This window comes from Paraburkholderia elongata (genome assembly GCF_013177735.1).
Taxonomy (GTDB): domain Bacteria; phylum Pseudomonadota; class Gammaproteobacteria; order Burkholderiales; family Burkholderiaceae; genus Paraburkholderia; species Paraburkholderia elongata.
Genome location: NZ_WOEZ01000052.1, coordinates 75683 through 93075, shown reverse-complemented (window position 1 = coordinate 93075; position 17393 = coordinate 75683). Strand labels below are relative to the sequence as shown.

Sequence of the window (17393 nt, the reverse complement as noted above, 5' to 3'; positions counted from 1 at the left end):
ATAAAAGCAAAGCATGAGCGAAAAATCAAGGTGATAATGTGAATTACATGGCTACATAGGACTACTAAAAAATTGCCGAACCCTACAACTGATGCGGGTTCCAGCAATTTCAGAAGCTAAAGCTGGGGTTAATGCACTTTGGCTGCGGCCTCCTTGGCGAGCAGGCGTTGCGCCTGCTGATCGCCCTTTCCTGCTTCCTGCGCGGTTTGAACCGACGTCTCGCTTGCTTCGGCCAACAAAGCATGTGCGGCGGCGCTGATGTTGACCGTATACGAAGATGCGGACGACGCGGACGATGCGGACGTGCTGGTGCTCGACCCCGTAGCAGAAGAAGCGCTCGTGCTCGATGCCGGCGCGGCCGACGCTGAACTCGATGTCGACGCGGCGGATGAGGCCGGTGCTTGTACGGCGCTTTGGCCGATTGCCTGAATGGACATCTAAATCTCCTGATAGAAAAACGTGTGTACTGCGTTCTGTCTATCGGCCTCGATTCGCAGTGCTTGAGCAGTATATTTTTTGATTTTGTGGAAGTCCTTAAGCATCTCTTAAGGCTCGTTCAAGACGCCTTTTAACTCCCCATTTCCTGCCGCGATTCGGTGGTTTTGTCGGCATCTTCCGTAAGGTTTTCATAAGGTTCGCCATTGCACTATTCGCCCCATTGAGTGAGCGCAGCGCGCTTTCTCGCAACGTCGAATTCAGTGCTTATTGATGGGAGAACCAGCTTGCTAGAGACCTCAACTTATCGTGTTGCCGAGATGCGCAACAAAGTGCCCGAGGCAACACTTGTCTTCTGGGCGATCAAGATCATGGCGACCACCGTCGGCGAAACCGGCGCGGACTATCTGGCCGTGCATGTGGGGCTCGGTACCGCGCTCACCGGCGGAATCATGTTTACGTTGCTGATTGCCGCATTGGCCGTGCAGCTTCGTATGCGCAAGTACGTGCCGGGGATTTACTGGCTGACCGTGGTGCTGGTCAGTGTGGTCGGCACGCAGATTACCGATGCACTGACCGACAAGCTCGGCGTCAGTCTCTATGTCAGCACGATCGTATTTGCCCTCGCGCTGGCCGTGGTGTTCGCTCTCTGGTATCGCAGCGAGCGGACGCTTTCTATTCACACCATCTATACGATGCGGCGGGAGCTTTTCTACTGGGCTGCTGTGTTGTTCACCTTCGCGCTGGGCACCGCGGCCGGCGATCTTGCGACAGAAGCGCTGGGGCTCGGTTTCATGATCGGTGTCGTGGCATTCAGCGCGCTGATCGCTTTGGTGGGCGTCATCTTTTACGTCGGCGGGAATCCGGTGCTGACTTTCTGGCTTGCCTACATTCTGACGCGGCCGCTTGGCGCCTCGTTCGGCGACCTGCTTTCGCAGTCGCGCGCGTACGGCGGTATCGGCCTCGGCACGATCAATACGAGTGTGCTTTTCCTGAGTGCGATCGTCGTGCTGGTTATCTTCGCGAGTGCAGTCGAACAGCGGTCCGTGCGCGCCCTTGCAGCACGTGAACCTTGAGCGCGTGCCGCTCGAGAAGTCGTACACGTAGTCCTTTTTCAATCGTATTTCGGATCCAACAGAAGAGAATAATCATGAATCAACGCACCCTCAGCAAAGCCGTCATCGCTTCTTTCATCGCCATCTCCGCTATCAGCTTCGGGCATCACGAGGCGGGCAGGATCGGCTTTTCGTCGGCCGAGGCGGCAGAGCCTGTCAAGGCGTCGAAGCTCGGCGACCTTTCGCCGTTCCGCAAGATCGCCGCCGACACGGCGGTACTCGTCGACAAAGGCGATCTCGCGGGCGGCAAGACGCGCATCAAAGATCTGGAACTCGCATGGGACGACGCCGAGCCTTCGCTGAAGCCGCGTGCCGCAGCTGACTGGCACACCGTCGACAAAGCAATCGACCGCGCGCTGAGCGCGTTGCGCGCCGGCGCGCCGAACGCAGCGGAATGCAAGCAGTCGCTCACTGATCTACTGGCAGTGATGGATCGAATGAACGGCAAGGCCTGACGCGCTGCCGGGCACGAGCGATCACAGAAGCGATCCGTGAGACAGCGGATCGCTTCTGAATCGATATGGTATGCGAAGCAATGCTTCCCGCTAATCTAGCAGGACGACAGCGTCAGATTGCACAGCGGAAGACGCTCATTCACCTGGTCTAGAACGCCCGTTCTTTTCCAGGTCGTATACCGCAGATAACAAGTCTGCTGCGGCGGAAAAGTCGCCGGAAGCCTGTGCCATTTTTCTTTCGTCTGCAGAACCCAGAGTATCGCGTTGAGGATCTCGCGATCACTGCGACGGGGGCGTCCGCGACCGGACGAAACCACAGGAAAGAGACTCTGGACGCGCGCCCAATCGGCGTCGGAGAGAGGGATCTGAAGCATCGGCCGCCTTGAATGACTGTATGAGGAATGCGCAGTCGTTGCATGCTGCGTTGGTGCCGATACTAGTAAATCTTTTTTTCTCGGTCAAATTTAATTGTTGCAGTGCGCAACCTCAAATTTTACCGCTCGTTATATCGCAATCTTATTCATGATGCATAAAACCGTTTCTCTGTGTGGAGAGACGGACTTGTCGTAATCGCCGCGTTCGACTCTCTGGGCGACGCACCGTAACGTCGATGCGAAACGCTACGTAACGTTTGCGTTCATACCAACGTTTGGCGATGAAAATTGCGTCTCGACGGGTTTGACCGTATCGCTGTAAACCATTGTCCCGTAGGGTTTATCGGTCATGGCCGCCGTTGGATCGCGCAGCGAGCGTGCCAGTTGGCACGACATGTGCGTGCGTTAGCCAGGTTAAAAAAATGCGCCGACGCCATGCTCACGCTCGACTATGAAAAGCCTGTATCGCTCGCAACGACGTTCGGCACGCGTAACGCTTGCGTTGAACAGACCGATTGGGACGACTCGCGCGACGATCCTGTCGTGCTGAGCGAACTCGAAAGCCGCGTCCGCGAAGGTCTGCGCGCGGGCGAGTTTCATCTCGTGTTTCAAGGTTCCTATCGCGCTGCAAACGGAGCGCTGGCACGCCTCGAAGCGCAGGTCCGATGGACGCATCCCGACTATGGGCTGCTGCTTCCCGGCATTTTCATGATGCCGCTCGAACACCCGCAGGTCGCGCGGGAGATGGCCTTGTTCGTCATCGACGGCGTGTGCCGTGAGTTGCGCGACTGCCTCTCTTCGAAGATGGCGCTGCTGCCAGTTGCGATCACGGTGCCGGCGCAAGTGGCCGTGCTCGAATCGTTTGCCGACGATCTCGCGCGCATCGCGCGCTCGTATGTGGTGCCGGCCAACCTGCTTGAAATCGAAGTGCCCGATAGCGCTGACGCGGCACGTCTGCTGTCCTTGCGTACCCTGACGGCCGGCCTTCGGTCTGCGGGAGCCGCCATCTCGCTGGGCAAGTGGGGCAACGGCGCATCTTCGCTCGCACTGCTCGGTGCACTCGACGTGGACACCGTCACGATCGCGCCTGAACTGATGGCCGTGGTTCCGCGCGATCCTCGTGCCTGCGTGGTGATGTCGGCGTTGCTGGATATGCTCCATGCGCTCGACGTGCAGGTCGTGGTGAACGGCGTCGAGAGCAAAGCACAGTTGCAGTGGTTGAACGCATCATGGCCGGAAGTGTTGGTGCAAGGCTTCCTGTTTTCACGCCCGAAGGCCGGGCTGGCCAATGTGCTGGCGTTAAGCCGCGAATCGTGACCACGGCGCAGGACGTTACGTAACGTCCTGCGCGCAAAACACCTTATCTAAACGCGCGTCCGATCCTGGCGAACAACCCATTCCTCGCGATCCATTCAGCGTAAGCACGATAGTCGGGATCGTTCATCAGATGCCGCTCTTCGGTTTTGGCACGCATGAAATACAGCAGATTCACGGCCGCTAGCCCGAAGCAGTGCGTGAGCGCGACTCGCCAGCCCAACGGTTCGACGAACGGTACCGAGACCATCCAGAACGACAAATTCTTCGTGATGTAGGCGGGATGCTTCGTGAAGCGATACGGGCCCGAGGTGATGATGCCGCGATTGGTCAAGTTCGAAAACCGCAATCCGAACGCGATGGTGGACAGCGCGTAGCAGAAGACCAGGGCGATGATCGCGGCGCCCCAGACGATTCGGACAATGGGCACGGATATCAGCCAGTTGTCCCAGAACATCGCGCCCTGGTAGTGAAAGTACTGGCTCGAGATCACCGACCAGAACGGCTGGTAGCAGACAAGCGCAACCAGCCAGCCGAGCGCGGTCGGCTCCGCGCTGCGCACGTGGGTATCGAGAATGCGCAGTGTGCACAAATAACCCACAGTGCCGAGCATCAGGTCCATCGTGAAGGACAGGTCGTACATGAACCTGAACGTCGCAAGCGAGAACGGCGCGTTCATGGCGGTCGCGAGCGATGCGCCGATATGGTCCGCGTCGGTGGAAAGATAGGTGATCATCAGCGGCAGGAAGAACGCTTTCACCATCCATCCGGCCAGCATTTCACGCACGGGCTTCCAGTTGCCTGGGCGCTGCCCGCGAAACACCAGGCGGCCCCACAACATATAGGCATCGTCGACCTCGCGCTGACGCCTGTCCATCCACGCAAAATAAAACGGCGCGGCCACGATCAGATACGGTGCGAGCGTACGGATCAAAGACCAGAAGGGGTTATAGAACGTGCCGTGATACTCGGGCAACAGCCAGTAGAGCAGACCGATGCCGGCATACACGGAAGCTAGCGCGGCAACGCGCAAACCCACGCGCGCAACACTGAGCGGCCGAACCGCCTGGCCGGTAAGTCCGGCGCTTGGGCGTAGATGCACGCGTGCGACAAACAGCTCGTATAGGGCGATCGTCGCGATGATCGCGAGACAGGCGGCGGTGCTGCGGCCCGCGCCGTCCAGCGCAGTAATGTCGCGTAGCAGCCAGAGCGTCAGAAGGCCGACGACGATGCCAAGCAGGCCTACAGAGAACGGCGTCGCCGAACTCGGCCGCTGCTCTTCTACGTGCGCTACGTTATCCAGAGTGGAGTTCATGTCATCCTCGTATTCATGACATAGATAGCGGCCGGAATTTTGATTTTTTAAGTCCCGGCCGCTGTGCCGAATTACCGCTTATTTACTGGCGACGCCACCAAGCAATCCAGTGACAAGGTTCGTCACCGGCGCCAGCGGATTCGTGCTGGTCGAACCGCTCCCCGTGCTGCCGGTCAAGCCCGTCACGAGGCCGGTGACCGGCGCGAGCGGCGAGGTCTTGCCAGCCGCGCCGCTGGCGGTCGAGGTCAACGTGGTGACGAGGCCTGTGACCGGTGCGAGTGGTGAGCCTTGGCCCGCGGCGCCGCCCAGCGTCGAGGTCAGCGTCGTGACGAGGCCCGTGACCGGGGCAAGCGGACCGCCGGTGCCGGAGGCGCCGCCAGGCGAACCCAAGCTGCCGAGAAGTCCGGTGACCGGCGCGAGCGGGCCGCCGGCGCTGGAGGTGCCGCCAAGCGAACCCAGGCTGCCGAGAAGTCCGGTGACCGGTGCGAGCGGACCGCCGGCGCCGGAGGTGCCGCCAGGCGAACCCAAGCTGCCGACGAGTCCGGTGATCGGCGCGAGCGGGTTGCCGGTGCTACCGGTCCCACCGAGCGAACCGAGGTTGCCGATCAGGCCGGTCAGCGGCGGGATGCTGAGGCCACCGCCAGATCCGCCCTGTCCGCCAAGCGGGCCCACCAGGCCGGCGATCGGCGCCAACGGGTTGGTCGTCGCGCCCGTCAGCAGTCCGCCCGTGCTCGTGGCCGTCTTGCCCAGCTGGCTCCCTACGCCGCCGACATCTTTACCCGCCTGGTTACCGGTGGCACCCGACACTTTCTGACCGGCCGAATCGAGTCCGTTGCCGATGGTGCTCAGCAAGTTGTTGAGCGGCGCGCCGAGGCCCGTGGTGTTGCCGACGGTCTGCGTCGTATTCGAGACCATGAGGGTGATCGGGTTGATGGCCGTGCTCAGTTGGGTCTCGACCTGTTGAACCGGCGCGCTGGTCAGCGCCGAATTCAATCCCGAGCCAACTTTGACGACGCCGCCACCCACACCGCCGACAACCGTACCCAAGGTCGACGTGACGGGTGCGAGCGGCGCGAGAGGCCCGGTTCCGAGACTCGTCACCACACCGCCGACCGCCGTAATGGCCGCGCCTGCTTTGGTAACGAGACCCGATGTGGAGGTCAGGGTCGGGCCAAGCGGATTGGCCGAACTGCCCAGCGTGCCTAGACCTGCGGCCGTGCCATTGCCGAGTACCTTGACGCCGTTGCCGAGATCGGTGATTGCAGCGCCGAGATTCGAAGTCGTTGCGCCGTTGACGCCGGGGACGGAGGTGCCGGTGATCTTGGAACCCGCATCAGCGACGGTCGTGCCTACGGCAGTGATGAGGTTGCTGCCTTGGGTGACGACGTTGCCGAGTGGGGTGGAGGAGGCGCCTGAGCTGCTAGTGCCGGAACTGCTTGAGCCGGAGCTGCTCGTGCCGGAACTGCCGGTGCCAGAGCTACCGGACGTACCACCCGAAGAGCCACCCGAAGTGCCGGAGCCTGAGATCCCCGAAGTTCCGCCGAGCCCGCCCCCGCCAAGCCCGCTACTGTGAGTACCGAGATTACTAGTTCCACAACCGTAGAGCGCGAGTATTGTAGATGTCGCGACAGCGATGGCTGTCCGACCGACGAATTTTTGCATGATTTCCCCGTTGAACGATTATTGGTGGGGCCAACACTGCAAGTTGCACGCCAAATGCGACTTATGGCTTCATCTCAAGGATTCAGCGCATATGTGGTTGAAGAACTTATGATATGAAGAATTTGCCGCGTCAAAACCGCGATTCAACCTAAGGTGGCTACGCCGTGTTCCACGTGCATGCTACGTAACGTGTCCGGTGGGCGTAACGGCGCGGAGCCGCCGCCAAACACCGCAGCGACGCCCACCTCCACTTACACGCCCTGCGCCGATTAAAACGCAGCGGTATAAATCGCCAACGCATCGGCCTCGGTAACAGGCCGGGGGTTATTCACCAGAAGCCGCGTTTGCAACATCGCGTCGCTCGCCATCCGCTCGAGCCCGCTACGTTCGATGCCGACATCGCGCAACCGGGCCGGAATCGCCGTCGCGGCAATCATCTGTTCGAGCCGTTCGATCAATGCCAGCGTCTTGCTCTCCGCGCTGCCCGTCATACCCGGCACGATCACGTCCGCGAGTTCCGCGTACAGAGGTGCCGCTGCCTCGGCGTTGAACCGCAACACGTGCGGCAGCACGAGCGCATTCGAAAGACCGTGCGGGACGTGATAAATGCCACCGATCGGATACGCGAGCGCATGCACGGCGGCCACCGGCGAATTGGCGAACGCCTGACCGGCGAACGCCGCGCCGAGTAACATCGCTTCGCGCGCCTCGCGATTCTGGCCGTTCTCGCATGCGGGCAACAGATTGCGCGACAACAGTTCGAGCGCCTTCACCGCCAGCATGTCAGACACCGGGTTCTTCAAATGTGCGGACGTGTACGCTTCGATCGCATGAACCATCGCGTCGACGCCGGTTGCCGCCGTCGCGGCAGCAGGCAGCCCGAGCGTCAGTTCCGCGTCGAGAATGGCCAGATCGGCGACCAGTTGCGGCGCGACCACGCCCATCTTCTTCGCCTCGCCCACCGTCACGATCGACACGGCCGTGACTTCGGAGCCGGTGCCCGCGGTGGTCGGCATCTGCACGAGCGGCAAGCGCGACACCGTGATTTTGTTGACGCCGTACATCTCGCTGAGTGCCTGCTCCTGTTGCGGCGCCAACACGGCGATCAGCTTCGCCACGTCCATCGACGAACCGCCGCCGAGTCCCAGCACAATCTCCGGGCCGGCTTCACGCGCGCGCGACGTCACCTCGAGCACGATGTGCTCGGGCGGATCGGCGATAACGTCGTCGATCACGGTGGCATTCCAACCGTGCGCCGCGAGATCAGCGAGCGCCGGATTCAGCAGCCCGCTCTGGTCAAGAAAACCATCCGTCACCACGCACAGGCGCGTGAGCGATGGAAGTTGCGCGCGCAACAAAGCGCCGAGACGGCGCGCCGCGCCGAATTCGACGACCATGGTCGGCACGGTTTGAAATCGGAATGCGTTCATCGTGTCACCTGCAGGTCAGCACTAGCCATTGATTACTCCAGCAAGACGGGACCTTCAACGATCAGGATCCAGGTTCCACAATTCGCTGTCGCTGGCGGATACCGCGACGGCGCCTTTCTTCAACGCTTCGAACACGTCCCCCTTATTGCAGACGAAGCCCGAGGCGACGATCGGCGGCAAAGCCTTGCGGTCTTGCGCGGACAGATGCGAGAGCATCGGCGAGGGCATCAGTTGTACCAGATTCGGCGGGAGTGTCTGAATTTTTGTGTGCAAGGCAGGACCGTCAACGACCTGTTTTCTTGAATTGCGCTGGAACAACTTCAATCGGAGCCTGTTCCCGGCGGTGAACGAAGCGCTTGCGATGATGGCGTCTCCGCTTCCAGCGCCTCACTCATCTCCCGCGCGGCGGCCTGTAGTTCCGGCACATAGCGGCGCGTCGCTTCGGCCAGCGTGACCGCGCGTGAGAGAAACACTACGTTTAGACTCGCCAGCACACGCTCCTGAGACACGATCGCGACGGCGACCGCGCCGATTTTGCTCTGCGCCGCCCAATCGCTGTGGTTCGATCCGAAGCCGTCCGCGCGAACCCGCCGTACCAGGCTTTTGATCAACGCATCATTGGAGGCGAGCGCCTTCTGCTCGTCTCCGCCCGCACCCGAACGCAGCAAATCGAGAATGTCCTCGCGTTCGCCCTCGGGGCACATCGCAAAGTAAGCGCGCCCAGCGGCCGTGAGCAGAATCGGCAGGCGCCGCCCAACCATCGAACGGTGAAACGACAGCGGACTGAAGCGGTGCGTGGTCTCGAGGATGATCATCGCGTCGCCGTCCGGCGTGGTCAGATCCGACGGCCACGCCACGCGCTGCAAAAGTCGTCCCATGATCGGCGGTGCGATCGTCGCGATTCTTTCGTCATCCGTAAAACCTTCGCTCAGCGAACGCACCTGCAACGTCAGACGAAAGCTGTCGTCCGATGCGCTGCGCCGCACGAAACCTTCCTCCGTCAGCGTTTCCAGCAGCCGTCGCGCCGTGGTGCGATGCAGCCCGGTGAGGTCGCTGATCTGCTGGCTGGTGGCGCGGCCGCTTTCCATGGAATTGAGCGCTTGCAGTACCTGCAACCCGCGTGACAGGCCCCGTACGTTTGTGTATTTGGTCACGGAAAACTCGTTTTAAATCAGATATGTGCATTCTATGCACAAATTTCACAAAATGTTGAGGGGGCGGGGTGGCGGTCCTAGACTGCGAACCAACGAACTTGCGCCATGCGCGAGAAAAAGGAGACAACATGCCCCCCTCTATCGATCCGGCGGCCGATCAAGGCCACTGCGAAACTGTATCAGCGGACGTTGCGATTATCGGCGCCGGACCTGTCGGTTTGATGATCGCCAACTACCTGGGTTTGCAGGGCGTGCGGGTCGTGCTGGTCGAAAAACTCGACCAGATCATCGACTACCCGCGCGCCATCGGCCTCGACGATGAAGCGTTGCGCGTGTTTCAGTCGGTCGGCCTCGCTGATGCACTCCTGCCGCACACTACGCCCGACCACTGGATGCGTTTCGTCACGCACACCGGCCACTGCTTTGCCTCGATCGAACCGCGCACCGATGAGTTCGGCTGGTCGCGCCGCAACGCGTTCATCCAGCCGCTCGCCGATCGCGTGCTGTTCGAAGGCCTGCACCGTTTCCCGCATGTCGAGGTGCTGTTCGGCCACAGCCTGACCGCATTTACGCAAGATCACTCGAGTATCACCATCGAAACCGAACACGCGCAGGGCGGACGCCGCACGATTCGCGCGTCGTACATGGTCGGTGCGGATGGCGGCAACAGTTTCGTGCGCCGCATGCTCAACGTGCCGTTCGAAGGACGCACGAAGCCGAATCAATGGATCGTGGTGGATGTGCGCAACGACCCGATCGGCTCGCCCCATGTCTACATGCATTGCGATCCGAAACGGCCTTACGTGTCGGCCGCTTTGCCGCACGGTATCCGCCGCTTCGAATTCATGGTGATGCCGGGCGAGACAGAAGAGGAACTTTCGAGGCCGGAAAACATGGCCGGACTGATCCGCAAGGTGGTGGCCGATCCGGAGAAGGTCGACTACATCCGCAAACGCGTTTATACCCACAACGCACGCCTTGCGAGCACGTTTCGTATGGACCGCGTGTTGCTTGCCGGCGACGCCGCGCACATCATGCCGGTCTGGCAGGGCCAGGGGTACAACAGCGGCATTCGTGACGCGAGCAACCTCGGCTGGAAGCTGGCGATGGTGGTCAAGGGGCTCGCAAGTGACGCGCTGTTCGACACGTACACCGCGGAACGTCGTGCGCATGCGCGCTCGATGATCCATCTGTCGGAGGTGGCGGGCGATATTTTCGCGCCGACGAGTCGCTTCGGCATCAAGTTCCGCGACGCTTTCGTGCGCACCTTCAATCTGTTTCCCGCGGTGAAACGCTACTTCGTCGAAATGCGTTTCAAGCCTATGCCGCGTTACGAAGCCGGCGTGGTGCTGCTGGACGAGCGTCCGCGCAAGCATGGTTTTCTGGCGCGCGTGCTGGAGCGTTCGGGTCATTCCGCGTCGGGACGGTTGCTCGGACTGATGAGTCAGAAGCGCGAGTCGCTGCTGGGCCGCTTCGTGTACGGCCGCGATCCGCTGTGCCATTCGCCGGTGGGCCGCATGTTCATCCAGCCGCGCGTGCGGACGGTGGACGGCAACGTGGTGCGTCTCGACGATGTGCTGGGAAATCGCTTCGCCATCATTGGCTGGGGTTCCGATCCGACCTTCGGCCTAACGCCTGCAGCGCGTGAAATCTGGCAGCGGCTGGGCGGTTGTTTCGTGCTCGCCAAACCCGACACGCAACTTGGTTTTCACGACGACGTGCCCGACGGCGTGATCGCTATCGGCGACGTGAACGGTCGCATGAAAGAGTGGTTTGCTCGCGTGCCCGAATCTGTCGTGCTGTTGCGCCCGGATCGTTTTGTTGCGGGCATGTGCACGCCGCAGCAGGTCTCGGCGCACATCGGCGAACTCGCGCGGAAGCTGACGCTCGCACCGGCCGACAGGCAAGCCACGCTGGTCGAGGCATCAGCGCAAGCGACCGTCCAGCACGAGCACGAACACGAGCACGAACACGAGCACGGCCGCGCGCTCGCCACCGGAGCCTGACATGCCGATGCTGCTCGAATGTCTCTCGCACACGCCGCTTACCGGCTATTACGACCCCGCCGCGGAAATCGTCGCTGAAGTGGCGCGTATCCATGCGGCGGCGCGGGCACGCGTGGCCGATTTCGATCCCGAACTGGTGGTGGTGTTCGCGCCGGATCACTACAACGGTTTCTTCTACGACGTGATGCCGCCGTTTTGCATCGGCGCGTCGGCGAGTGCGATTGGCGACTTCAAGAGCCTTGCCGGGCCGCTTGCGGTGCCTGCCGACACGGCGCTTGAACTCGCGCAAGCCGTGCTGGCCAGCGATGTCGACGTGGCGGTCTCGTACCGCATGCAGGTCGATCACGGCTGCGCACAAGCGCTGGACCTTCTCACCGGGGGGCTCGATCGCTATCCGGTTGTCCCCGTTTTCATCAATTCGGTTGCGGCGCCGATGGCGTCATGCCGTCGCGCGCGTCTGCTCGGCGATGCACTCGGCCGTGCGCTTGCACGTTCGAACAAACGCGTCCTGGTGATCGGCTCAGGCGGCATTTCGCATGAACCGCCGGTGCCGGAACTGGCCGGCGCCAGCGATGAAGTCGCGGAGCGGCTCATCGCCGGACGCAATCCTTCGGCGCAATCGCGGGCCGCGCGCGAGGCACGCACGGTTGCCGCGGCGCGTGCATTCGCCTCGGGCGACAGCCGACTGCATCCGCTCAATCCCGCATGGGACCGCGCATTCCTGAAGCTGCTCGAAGAGGGCGAGCTGACCGCGCTCGACGGCCTCACCGACAACGCGATCACACGCGATGCCGGCAAGTCGGCTCACGAGATCCGCGCCTGGGTCGCGGCATTCGGCGCGCTGAATGCGTTCGGGCCCTATCGCGCGACGCTCGACTATTACCGGCCGATTCCCGAGTGGATCGCGGGCTTCGGCGCGATGCACGCGCGGCCCGTTGCCGACATCGCTTAACTGAATCAGGGAACCGTCATGAACCATCGAAGCCATGTTGAAGCGCTCGCGCAGCAGTTGCGCGAATCCGAACGCACGCGCCGGACCATCGCGCCGCTGCGCGACGACGCTCGCCTCGCGCAAGCCGCGAATGCGGCAGAGGCAGCCGAACTCGCCTACGCCGTGCAGCAAGTCAATATCGAGGCGCGGGTGGCGGCAGGCGAGCGCATCGTTGGCCGCAAGATCGGCCTGACCTCACCCGCGGTGCAACGCCAGCTCGGCGTCGATCAGCCGGATTTCGGCGCGCTGTTTGCGTCGATGGCATACGGCGACAACCAGCCGATTCCGCTCGGCGAATTGATCCAGCCGAAAGTGGAAGCGGAAATCGCGCTGGTGCTCGAACGCGATCTCGTCCACGAAAAACACACCTACGCCGACCTGATTCGCGCTACCGCCTATGCGGTGGCATCGATCGAAGTAGTGGATAGCCGTATCGAAGGCTGGAATATCCGCTTCGTCGACACCGTCGCGGACAACGCGTCGAGTGCGCGCTTCGTGCTCGGCAGCCGCCCCGTGCTGCTGCGCGACGTGGACCTCGCGGCCTGCGCGATGACGCTGGCGAACGATGCCGACGTGCTCTCGCGCGGCAACGGCTTCGCGTGCCTCGGCAATCCACTGAACGCCGCCGCGTGGCTCGCGGACCGGATGGTTCAACTCGGCACACCACTGCGCGCCGGCGACGTGCTGATGACCGGCGCGCTTGGTCCGATGGTCGCGGTGACTCGACCCGGCACCTTCAGCGCGCAGATCGACGGCCTCGGCAGCGTTCGCGCGACTTTCTCCGCCGACTTTCTCCGCATAAGCAAGCACTCAATTGAGGACTGACATGGCAAGCGAAAAACTCAAGGCCGCGATCATCGGCTCGGGCAACATCGGCACCGATCTGATGATCAAGATCATGCGCAGCAGCAAGCATCTGGAAGTCGCGGCGATGGTGGGCATCGACGCGGCGTCCGATGGTCTGGCGCGCGCCGCGCGTCTCGGCGTGGCGACCACGCACGAAGGCGTCGAAGGGCTGGCGCGTCTGCCGGTGTTCGACGACATCGATTTCGTATTCGACGCGACCTCGGCCGGCGCGCACGTGAAGAATGATGCGTTCCTGCGTGCGCTCAAGCCGGGCATCCGCCTGATCGACCTGACGCCCGCGGCAATCGGCCCGTACTGCGTGCCGGTCGTGAACCTCGATGCACATCTCGACGCCCGCAACGTGAACATGGTGACCTGCGGCGGCCAGGCGACGATTCCGATGGTCGCGGCGGTCTCGCGCGTGGCGAAGGTCCACTACGCGGAAATCGTCGCGTCGATCAGCAGCAAGTCCGCCGGTCCCGGCACGCGCGCGAATATCGACGAGTTCACGGAAACCACCTCGAAGGCGATCGAAGCGGTCGGCGGCGCGGCGAAGGGCAAGGCCATCATCGTGCTCAATCCGGCCGAGCCGCCAGTGATGATGCGCGACACCGTCTACGTGCTGTCGGATCTCGTGGACGAGGCGCAAGTGGAAGCGTCGATCGAAGCGATGGCCGCGGCGGTTCACGCATACGTGCCGGGCTATCGTCTGAAGCAGAAGGTGCAGTTCGACGTGATCCCCGCCGATGCACCGCTGACTATTCCGGGTCTTGGCCGCTTCAGCGGCTTGAAAACCTCGGTGTTCATCGAGGTGGAAGGCGCCGCGCATTATCTGCCCGCTTATGCCGGCAATCTCGACATCATGACATCGGCCGCGCTCGCGACCGCGGAGCGCATGGCGCAATCGCTCGTGCAGGCTTAAGGAGACTTTTCGCATGGACAAGAAACTGTATATCTCCGACGTGACGCTGCGCGACGGCAGCCACGCGATCCGCCATCAGTATTCGATCGACAACGTGCAGCAGATTGCACGCGCGCTCGATAAAGCCCGGGTGGACAGCATCGAAGTCGCGCATGGCGACGGGCTGCAAGGCTCGAGCTTCAATTACGGCTTCGGCGCGCATAGCGACCTCGAATGGATCGAGGCAGTGGCGGACGTGCTCGAGCACGCACAGATCGCGACGCTGCTGCTGCCCGGCATCGGCACGATTCACGATCTGAAGGCGGCCTATCAGGCAGGCGCGCGGATCGTGCGTGTTGCCACGCATTGCACCGAGGCGGATATCTCGAAGCAACACATCGAATACGCACGCGAACTCGGCATGGACACCGTTGGCTTCCTGATGATGAGTCATATGACCACGCCTGAGAACCTCGCGGTCGAAGCGAAAAAGATGGAAACCTACGGCGCGACCTGCATTTACGTGGTCGATTCGGGCGGCGCACTGACGATGAACGACGTGCGCGACCGTTTCCGCGCGGTGAAGGCCGTGCTAAAGCCCGAAACGCAGACGGGCATGCACGCGCACCACAACCTGTCGCTGGGCGTGGCGAACTCGATCGTCGCGGTGGAAGAGGGCTGCGACCGTATCGATGCGTCGCTTGGCGGGATGGGTGCGGGCGCGGGTAACGCGCCGCTCGAAGTGTTTATCGCGGCGGCCGAGCGCATGGGTTGGAACCACGGCACCGACCTCTACACGCTGATGGATGCCGCCGACGACATCGTGCGTCCGTTGCAGGACCGCCCCGTGCGCGTCGATCGCGAAACGCTCGCGCTGGGCTATGCGGGCGTGTATTCGAGCTTCCTGCGCCACTCGGAAGTGGCCGCGAAGAAGTATGGCCTGAAGACCGTGGACATTCTCGTCGAACTGGGCAAGCGCCGCATGGTCGGCGGTCAGGAAGACATGATCGTCGACGTCGCTCTGGATCTGAAGCGGACCGCGGGCGTGTGACGTTTTTAGTGAAACCAGACGGCGTCCTTGGTGCCGTCAATCCCACCACAGCGTGATCGCCACCAAGAGCGATGCTGAAAACACATTGGAGACTTTTATGCAGCGATCAAGCAACACTCGGACAAGCGGTGCCGTCACTGTCGGGCTATGTCTCATCGTCGCCTTGCTGGAGGGACTGGATCTGCAATCCACCGGCGTCGCGGCGCCGCGCATGGCGCGTGAATTTCATCTTGCGGTGGCGCAGATGGGCTGGGCCTTCAGCATCGGCGCGCTTGGCTTGCTGCCCGGCGCGGCAATCGGCGGACGTCTCGCCGACAAGCTGGGCCGCAAGCGCATCTTGATGCTTTCGGTAGCCATATTCGGCATTTTCTCGATTGCGACCACGCAGGTGTGGGACCTCAACAGTCTGCTGGCGGCGCGGTTTCTGACGGGTCTCGGTCTCGGCGCGGCCATGCCGAACCTGATCGCGCTGTGCTCGGAGGCAGCGGCGCCGCATCAGCGCAACACTGCTGTCGGGGCGATGTATTGCGGCATGCCGTTCGGTGCGGCGCTGGCGGCGGTCATCGGCATCGTCAGTCCAGGCGATGAAAGCTGGCGGCATATCTTTTACGTCGGCGGCGTCGGGCCGCTTGTGGTGCTGCCGTTGCTGGCGATCTTCATGCGCGAGTCGGCGCAATTCGTGGCGGCGCGCTCGACTTCCGGCTCGAAGCCCGGCGGATTGCGCGAGGCGTCGCCTGGTGTTGCACAGGCGCTGTGGAAAGAAGGGCGCGCCGGGACGACCGTCGCGTTGTGGATCAGCTATCTGGGCACGCTGATTGTGCTGTATTTCCTGATCAACTGGCTGCCGTCGCTGGTGTTGAGCCGCGGCCTCACGCGGGTGCAGTCGGGTGTCGTGCAGATGATGTTCAACATCGGCGGCGGGATTGGCGCGATTGCGATCGCCAGCATGATGGACCGGATGGGCCGCCGCCGCACGGTGGCCGGCATGTATCTGGGCATTGCGGTGGCGCTGGCCGCGCTCGTGGGTGCGAGCGGCGGCACGTCGATGGCGTGGGGCGGATTGCTGGCGGGTCTGTTTCTGGTCGGCGGACAGTCGGTGCTGTATGCGCTTGCAAGCAGCATCTATCCGACCGAAGTGCGCGGCACGGGTGTGGGCGCGGCCGTCGCGGTGGGGCGCATGGGTTCGATTTTCGGACCGCTGATCGCCGGCCAGTTGCTCGCGATCGGGCAAAGCGCCACCGTGCTGTTGAGCGCGAGCATTCCGCTGATCGCGATTGCGGCGCTTGCGGCATGGCGTGTCGTGGGCAAGCCTGCGCCTGTTTATGGGCCGGCGACGGCGCAATAGAGCCGCGCCAGCAGATACGCGAGCTTGCCGTCATGAGCGGCTCGCGGCCAATCAACTCTTCAGAGAAAAGGAATTCAACATGAGCTCAAATGTACCGGCATTCACCGAAGCGTCGACCAGCAGGTTCGTGCGGATCAAGCAAGGCGAGAATGAAGCTGAGCGCGACGTGCAGTTGCACTACAACGACGTCGGTCAGGGCACGGAAACGGTGGTGATGTTGCACGGCTCGGGTCCGGGCGCGAGTGGTTGGGCGAACTTCAATCGCAATGTCGAGCCGCTTGTGAAAGCAGGGTATCGTGTGATCCTGATGGACTGCCTCGGCTGGAGCAAGAGCGATCCGATCGTGTGTGACGGCTCGCGCTCCGAACTCAACGCGCGCTCGTTGAAGGGCTTGCTCGATGCGCTCGATATCGAACGGGTGCATATCATCGGTAACTCAATGGGCGGGCATAGCGCGGTGGCCTTTGCGCTGGAGAATCCGCAGCGTGTCGGCAAGCTGGTGTTGATGGGGGGTGGGACTGGTGGGCCCAGTCAGTTTGTGCCGATGCCGACCGAGGGTATCAAGCTGCTGCAAGGCCTGTATCGCGAGCCGACGATCGAGAATCTCAAGCGCATGATGAATGTGTTCGTGTTCGATACCAAGGCGCTAACGGACGATCTCATGGAGGCGCGACTCGATAACATGCTCGCGCGGCGGGATCATCTGGAGAACTTTGTTAAGAGCCTGGCGGCTAATCCGAAGCAGTTCAATGATTTCGGCCCGCGGCTTGGAGAGATTTCGGCGCAGACGCTGGTGATCTGGGGGCGAGATGATCGGTTTGTGCCGATGGATGTGGGACTGCGCCTGGTTGCCGGCATGCAGAACGCGGATTTGCATGTGTTCGGTCGATGCGGACATTGGGCGCAGTGGGAGCACGCTGAAAAATTCAACCGGATGGTTGTCGAGTTTTTGAGTCGTTGATATTGGGCGATGTTGGGTAGTGCGTCACGCTTTGCCGG

The 17393-nt window shown here is 62.1% G+C and carries 16 protein-coding genes and 1 pseudogene; 11 read left to right on the top strand and 6 right to left on the bottom strand.

Going from position 1 to position 17393, the window contains the following annotated elements; genetic code table 11:
* Positions 1-258: 258 nt before the first annotated feature.
* The 3 genes from GNZ13_RS11535 to GNZ13_RS11525 all read left to right on the top strand — a co-directional run bounded on the left by GNZ13_RS11535 (position 259) and on the right by GNZ13_RS11525 (position 2005).
* Complete coding sequence (locus GNZ13_RS11535; RefSeq protein WP_172163732.1) at positions 259-429, top strand: hypothetical protein; 171 nt, start codon at positions 259-261, stop codon at positions 427-429.
* Between the two features lie 326 nt (positions 430-755).
* A complete protein-coding gene (locus GNZ13_RS11530; RefSeq protein WP_172163742.1) occupies positions 756-1511 on the top strand; it encodes a COG4705 family protein in 756 nt (251 codons plus the stop codon).
* A gap of 74 nt (positions 1512-1585) precedes the next feature.
* A complete protein-coding gene (locus GNZ13_RS11525; protein WP_236001952.1) occupies positions 1586-2005 on the top strand; it encodes a histidine kinase in 420 nt (139 codons plus the stop codon).
* Positions 2006-2100: 95 nt separating this feature from the next.
* On the opposite strand, the gene GNZ13_RS54210 is transcribed toward GNZ13_RS11525, so the two are convergent.
* The gene (locus GNZ13_RS54210) at positions 2101-2379 is read right to left on the bottom strand and encodes a transposase (protein ID WP_172163730.1); all 279 of its coding nucleotides are present in this window, start codon (positions 2377-2379) and stop codon (positions 2101-2103) included.
* A 435-nt stretch (positions 2380-2814) separates the two neighbouring features.
* Here GNZ13_RS54210 and GNZ13_RS11515 point away from each other — a divergent pair, with 435 nt between their 5' ends.
* Positions 2815-3696 (top strand): EAL domain-containing protein, encoded by an 882-nt coding sequence (locus GNZ13_RS11515; protein WP_172163728.1) that lies wholly within the window; start codon positions 2815-2817, stop codon positions 3694-3696.
* A gap of 43 nt (positions 3697-3739) precedes the next feature.
* On the opposite strand, the gene GNZ13_RS11510 is transcribed toward GNZ13_RS11515, so the two are convergent.
* From GNZ13_RS11510 to GNZ13_RS11490, 5 genes and pseudogenes are all read right to left on the bottom strand, one after another.
* Complete coding sequence (locus GNZ13_RS11510; protein ID WP_172163726.1) at positions 3740-5008, bottom strand: isoprenylcysteine carboxylmethyltransferase family protein; 1269 nt, start codon at positions 5006-5008, stop codon at positions 3740-3742.
* A gap of 78 nt (positions 5009-5086) precedes the next feature.
* Entirely contained in the window at positions 5087-6670 is a 1584-nt protein-coding gene (locus GNZ13_RS11505; RefSeq protein WP_172163724.1) for a collagen-like triple helix repeat-containing protein, read from the bottom strand.
* Between the two features lie 269 nt (positions 6671-6939).
* Positions 6940-8100, bottom strand: coding sequence for an iron-containing alcohol dehydrogenase (locus GNZ13_RS11500; protein WP_172163721.1), 1161 nt, complete (start codon positions 8098-8100; stop codon positions 6940-6942).
* 54 nt (positions 8101-8154) lie between these two features.
* Complete coding sequence (locus tag GNZ13_RS11495; protein WP_407945623.1) at positions 8155-8373, bottom strand: glycerol-3-phosphate responsive antiterminator; 219 nt, start codon at positions 8371-8373, stop codon at positions 8155-8157.
* A gap of 95 nt (positions 8374-8468) precedes the next feature.
* A pseudogene (locus tag GNZ13_RS11490) lies at positions 8469-9254 on the bottom strand (DNA-binding transcriptional regulator); the annotation flags it as partial.
* Between the two features lie 128 nt (positions 9255-9382).
* On the opposite strand from GNZ13_RS11490, the gene GNZ13_RS11485 reads away from it, so the two are divergent.
* The 7 genes from GNZ13_RS11485 (at position 9383) to GNZ13_RS11455 (ending at position 17355) form a co-directional block, all read left to right on the top strand.
* The gene (locus tag GNZ13_RS11485) at positions 9383-11260 is read left to right on the top strand and encodes a bifunctional 3-(3-hydroxy-phenyl)propionate/3-hydroxycinnamic acid hydroxylase (RefSeq protein WP_236001951.1); all 1878 of its coding nucleotides are present in this window, start codon (positions 9383-9385) and stop codon (positions 11258-11260) included.
* A gap of 1 nt (position 11261) precedes the next feature.
* On the top strand, positions 11262-12212 hold the full coding sequence (locus GNZ13_RS11480; RefSeq protein WP_172163715.1) for a 3-carboxyethylcatechol 2,3-dioxygenase: 951 nt from the start codon (positions 11262-11264) through the stop codon (positions 12210-12212).
* An 18-nt stretch (positions 12213-12230) separates the two neighbouring features.
* Entirely contained in the window at positions 12231-13076 is an 846-nt protein-coding gene (locus GNZ13_RS11475; protein WP_172163712.1) for a fumarylacetoacetate hydrolase family protein, read from the top strand.
* Between the two features lies 1 nt (position 13077).
* A complete protein-coding gene (locus GNZ13_RS11470) occupies positions 13078-14019 on the top strand; it encodes an acetaldehyde dehydrogenase (acetylating) (RefSeq protein WP_172163709.1) in 942 nt (313 codons plus the stop codon).
* A 13-nt stretch (positions 14020-14032) separates the two neighbouring features.
* Positions 14033-15049 (top strand): 4-hydroxy-2-oxovalerate aldolase, encoded by a 1017-nt coding sequence (dmpG, locus tag GNZ13_RS11465; RefSeq protein ID WP_172163706.1) that lies wholly within the window; start codon positions 14033-14035, stop codon positions 15047-15049.
* Between the two features lie 97 nt (positions 15050-15146).
* A complete protein-coding gene (gene mhpT, locus GNZ13_RS11460) occupies positions 15147-16394 on the top strand; it encodes a 3-(3-hydroxy-phenyl)propionate transporter MhpT (protein ID WP_172163703.1) in 1248 nt (415 codons plus the stop codon).
* A gap of 79 nt (positions 16395-16473) precedes the next feature.
* A complete protein-coding gene (locus GNZ13_RS11455) occupies positions 16474-17355 on the top strand; it encodes an alpha/beta fold hydrolase (protein ID WP_172163700.1) in 882 nt (293 codons plus the stop codon).
* Positions 17356-17393 lie beyond the last annotated feature (38 nt).

Bases quoted from the DNA above. Each gene is read 5' to 3' on its own strand.
- GNZ13_RS11510 (WP_172163726.1), bottom strand. From the start codon at position 5,008: ATGAACTCCACTCTGGATAACGTAGCGCACGTAGAAGAGCAGCGGCCG.
- dmpG (WP_172163706.1), top strand. From the start codon at position 14,033: ATGGACAAGAAACTGTATATCTCCGACGTGACGCTGCGCGACGGCAGC.
- GNZ13_RS11470 (WP_172163709.1), top strand. From the start codon at position 13,078: ATGGCAAGCGAAAAACTCAAGGCCGCGATCATCGGCTCGGGCAACATC.
- GNZ13_RS54210 (WP_172163730.1), bottom strand. From the start codon at position 2,379: ATGCTTCAGATCCCTCTCTCCGACGCCGATTGGGCGCGCGTCCAGAGT.
- GNZ13_RS11515 (WP_172163728.1), top strand. From the start codon at position 2,815: ATGCTCACGCTCGACTATGAAAAGCCTGTATCGCTCGCAACGACGTTC.
- GNZ13_RS11505 (WP_172163724.1), bottom strand. From the start codon at position 6,670: ATGCAAAAATTCGTCGGTCGGACAGCCATCGCTGTCGCGACATCTACA.
- GNZ13_RS11485 (WP_236001951.1), top strand. From the start codon at position 9,383: ATGCCCCCCTCTATCGATCCGGCGGCCGATCAAGGCCACTGCGAAACT.
- GNZ13_RS11455 (WP_172163700.1), top strand. From the start codon at position 16,474: ATGAGCTCAAATGTACCGGCATTCACCGAAGCGTCGACCAGCAGGTTC.
- GNZ13_RS11535 (WP_172163732.1), top strand. From the start codon at position 259: ATGTTGACCGTATACGAAGATGCGGACGACGCGGACGATGCGGACGTG.
- GNZ13_RS11530 (WP_172163742.1), top strand. From the start codon at position 756: ATGCGCAACAAAGTGCCCGAGGCAACACTTGTCTTCTGGGCGATCAAG.
- GNZ13_RS11480 (WP_172163715.1), top strand. From the start codon at position 11,262: ATGCCGATGCTGCTCGAATGTCTCTCGCACACGCCGCTTACCGGCTAT.
- GNZ13_RS11525 (WP_236001952.1), top strand. From the start codon at position 1,586: ATGAATCAACGCACCCTCAGCAAAGCCGTCATCGCTTCTTTCATCGCC.
- GNZ13_RS11475 (WP_172163712.1), top strand. From the start codon at position 12,231: ATGAACCATCGAAGCCATGTTGAAGCGCTCGCGCAGCAGTTGCGCGAA.
- mhpT (WP_172163703.1), top strand. From the start codon at position 15,147: ATGCAGCGATCAAGCAACACTCGGACAAGCGGTGCCGTCACTGTCGGG.
- GNZ13_RS11500 (WP_172163721.1), bottom strand. From the start codon at position 8,100: ATGAACGCATTCCGATTTCAAACCGTGCCGACCATGGTCGTCGAATTC.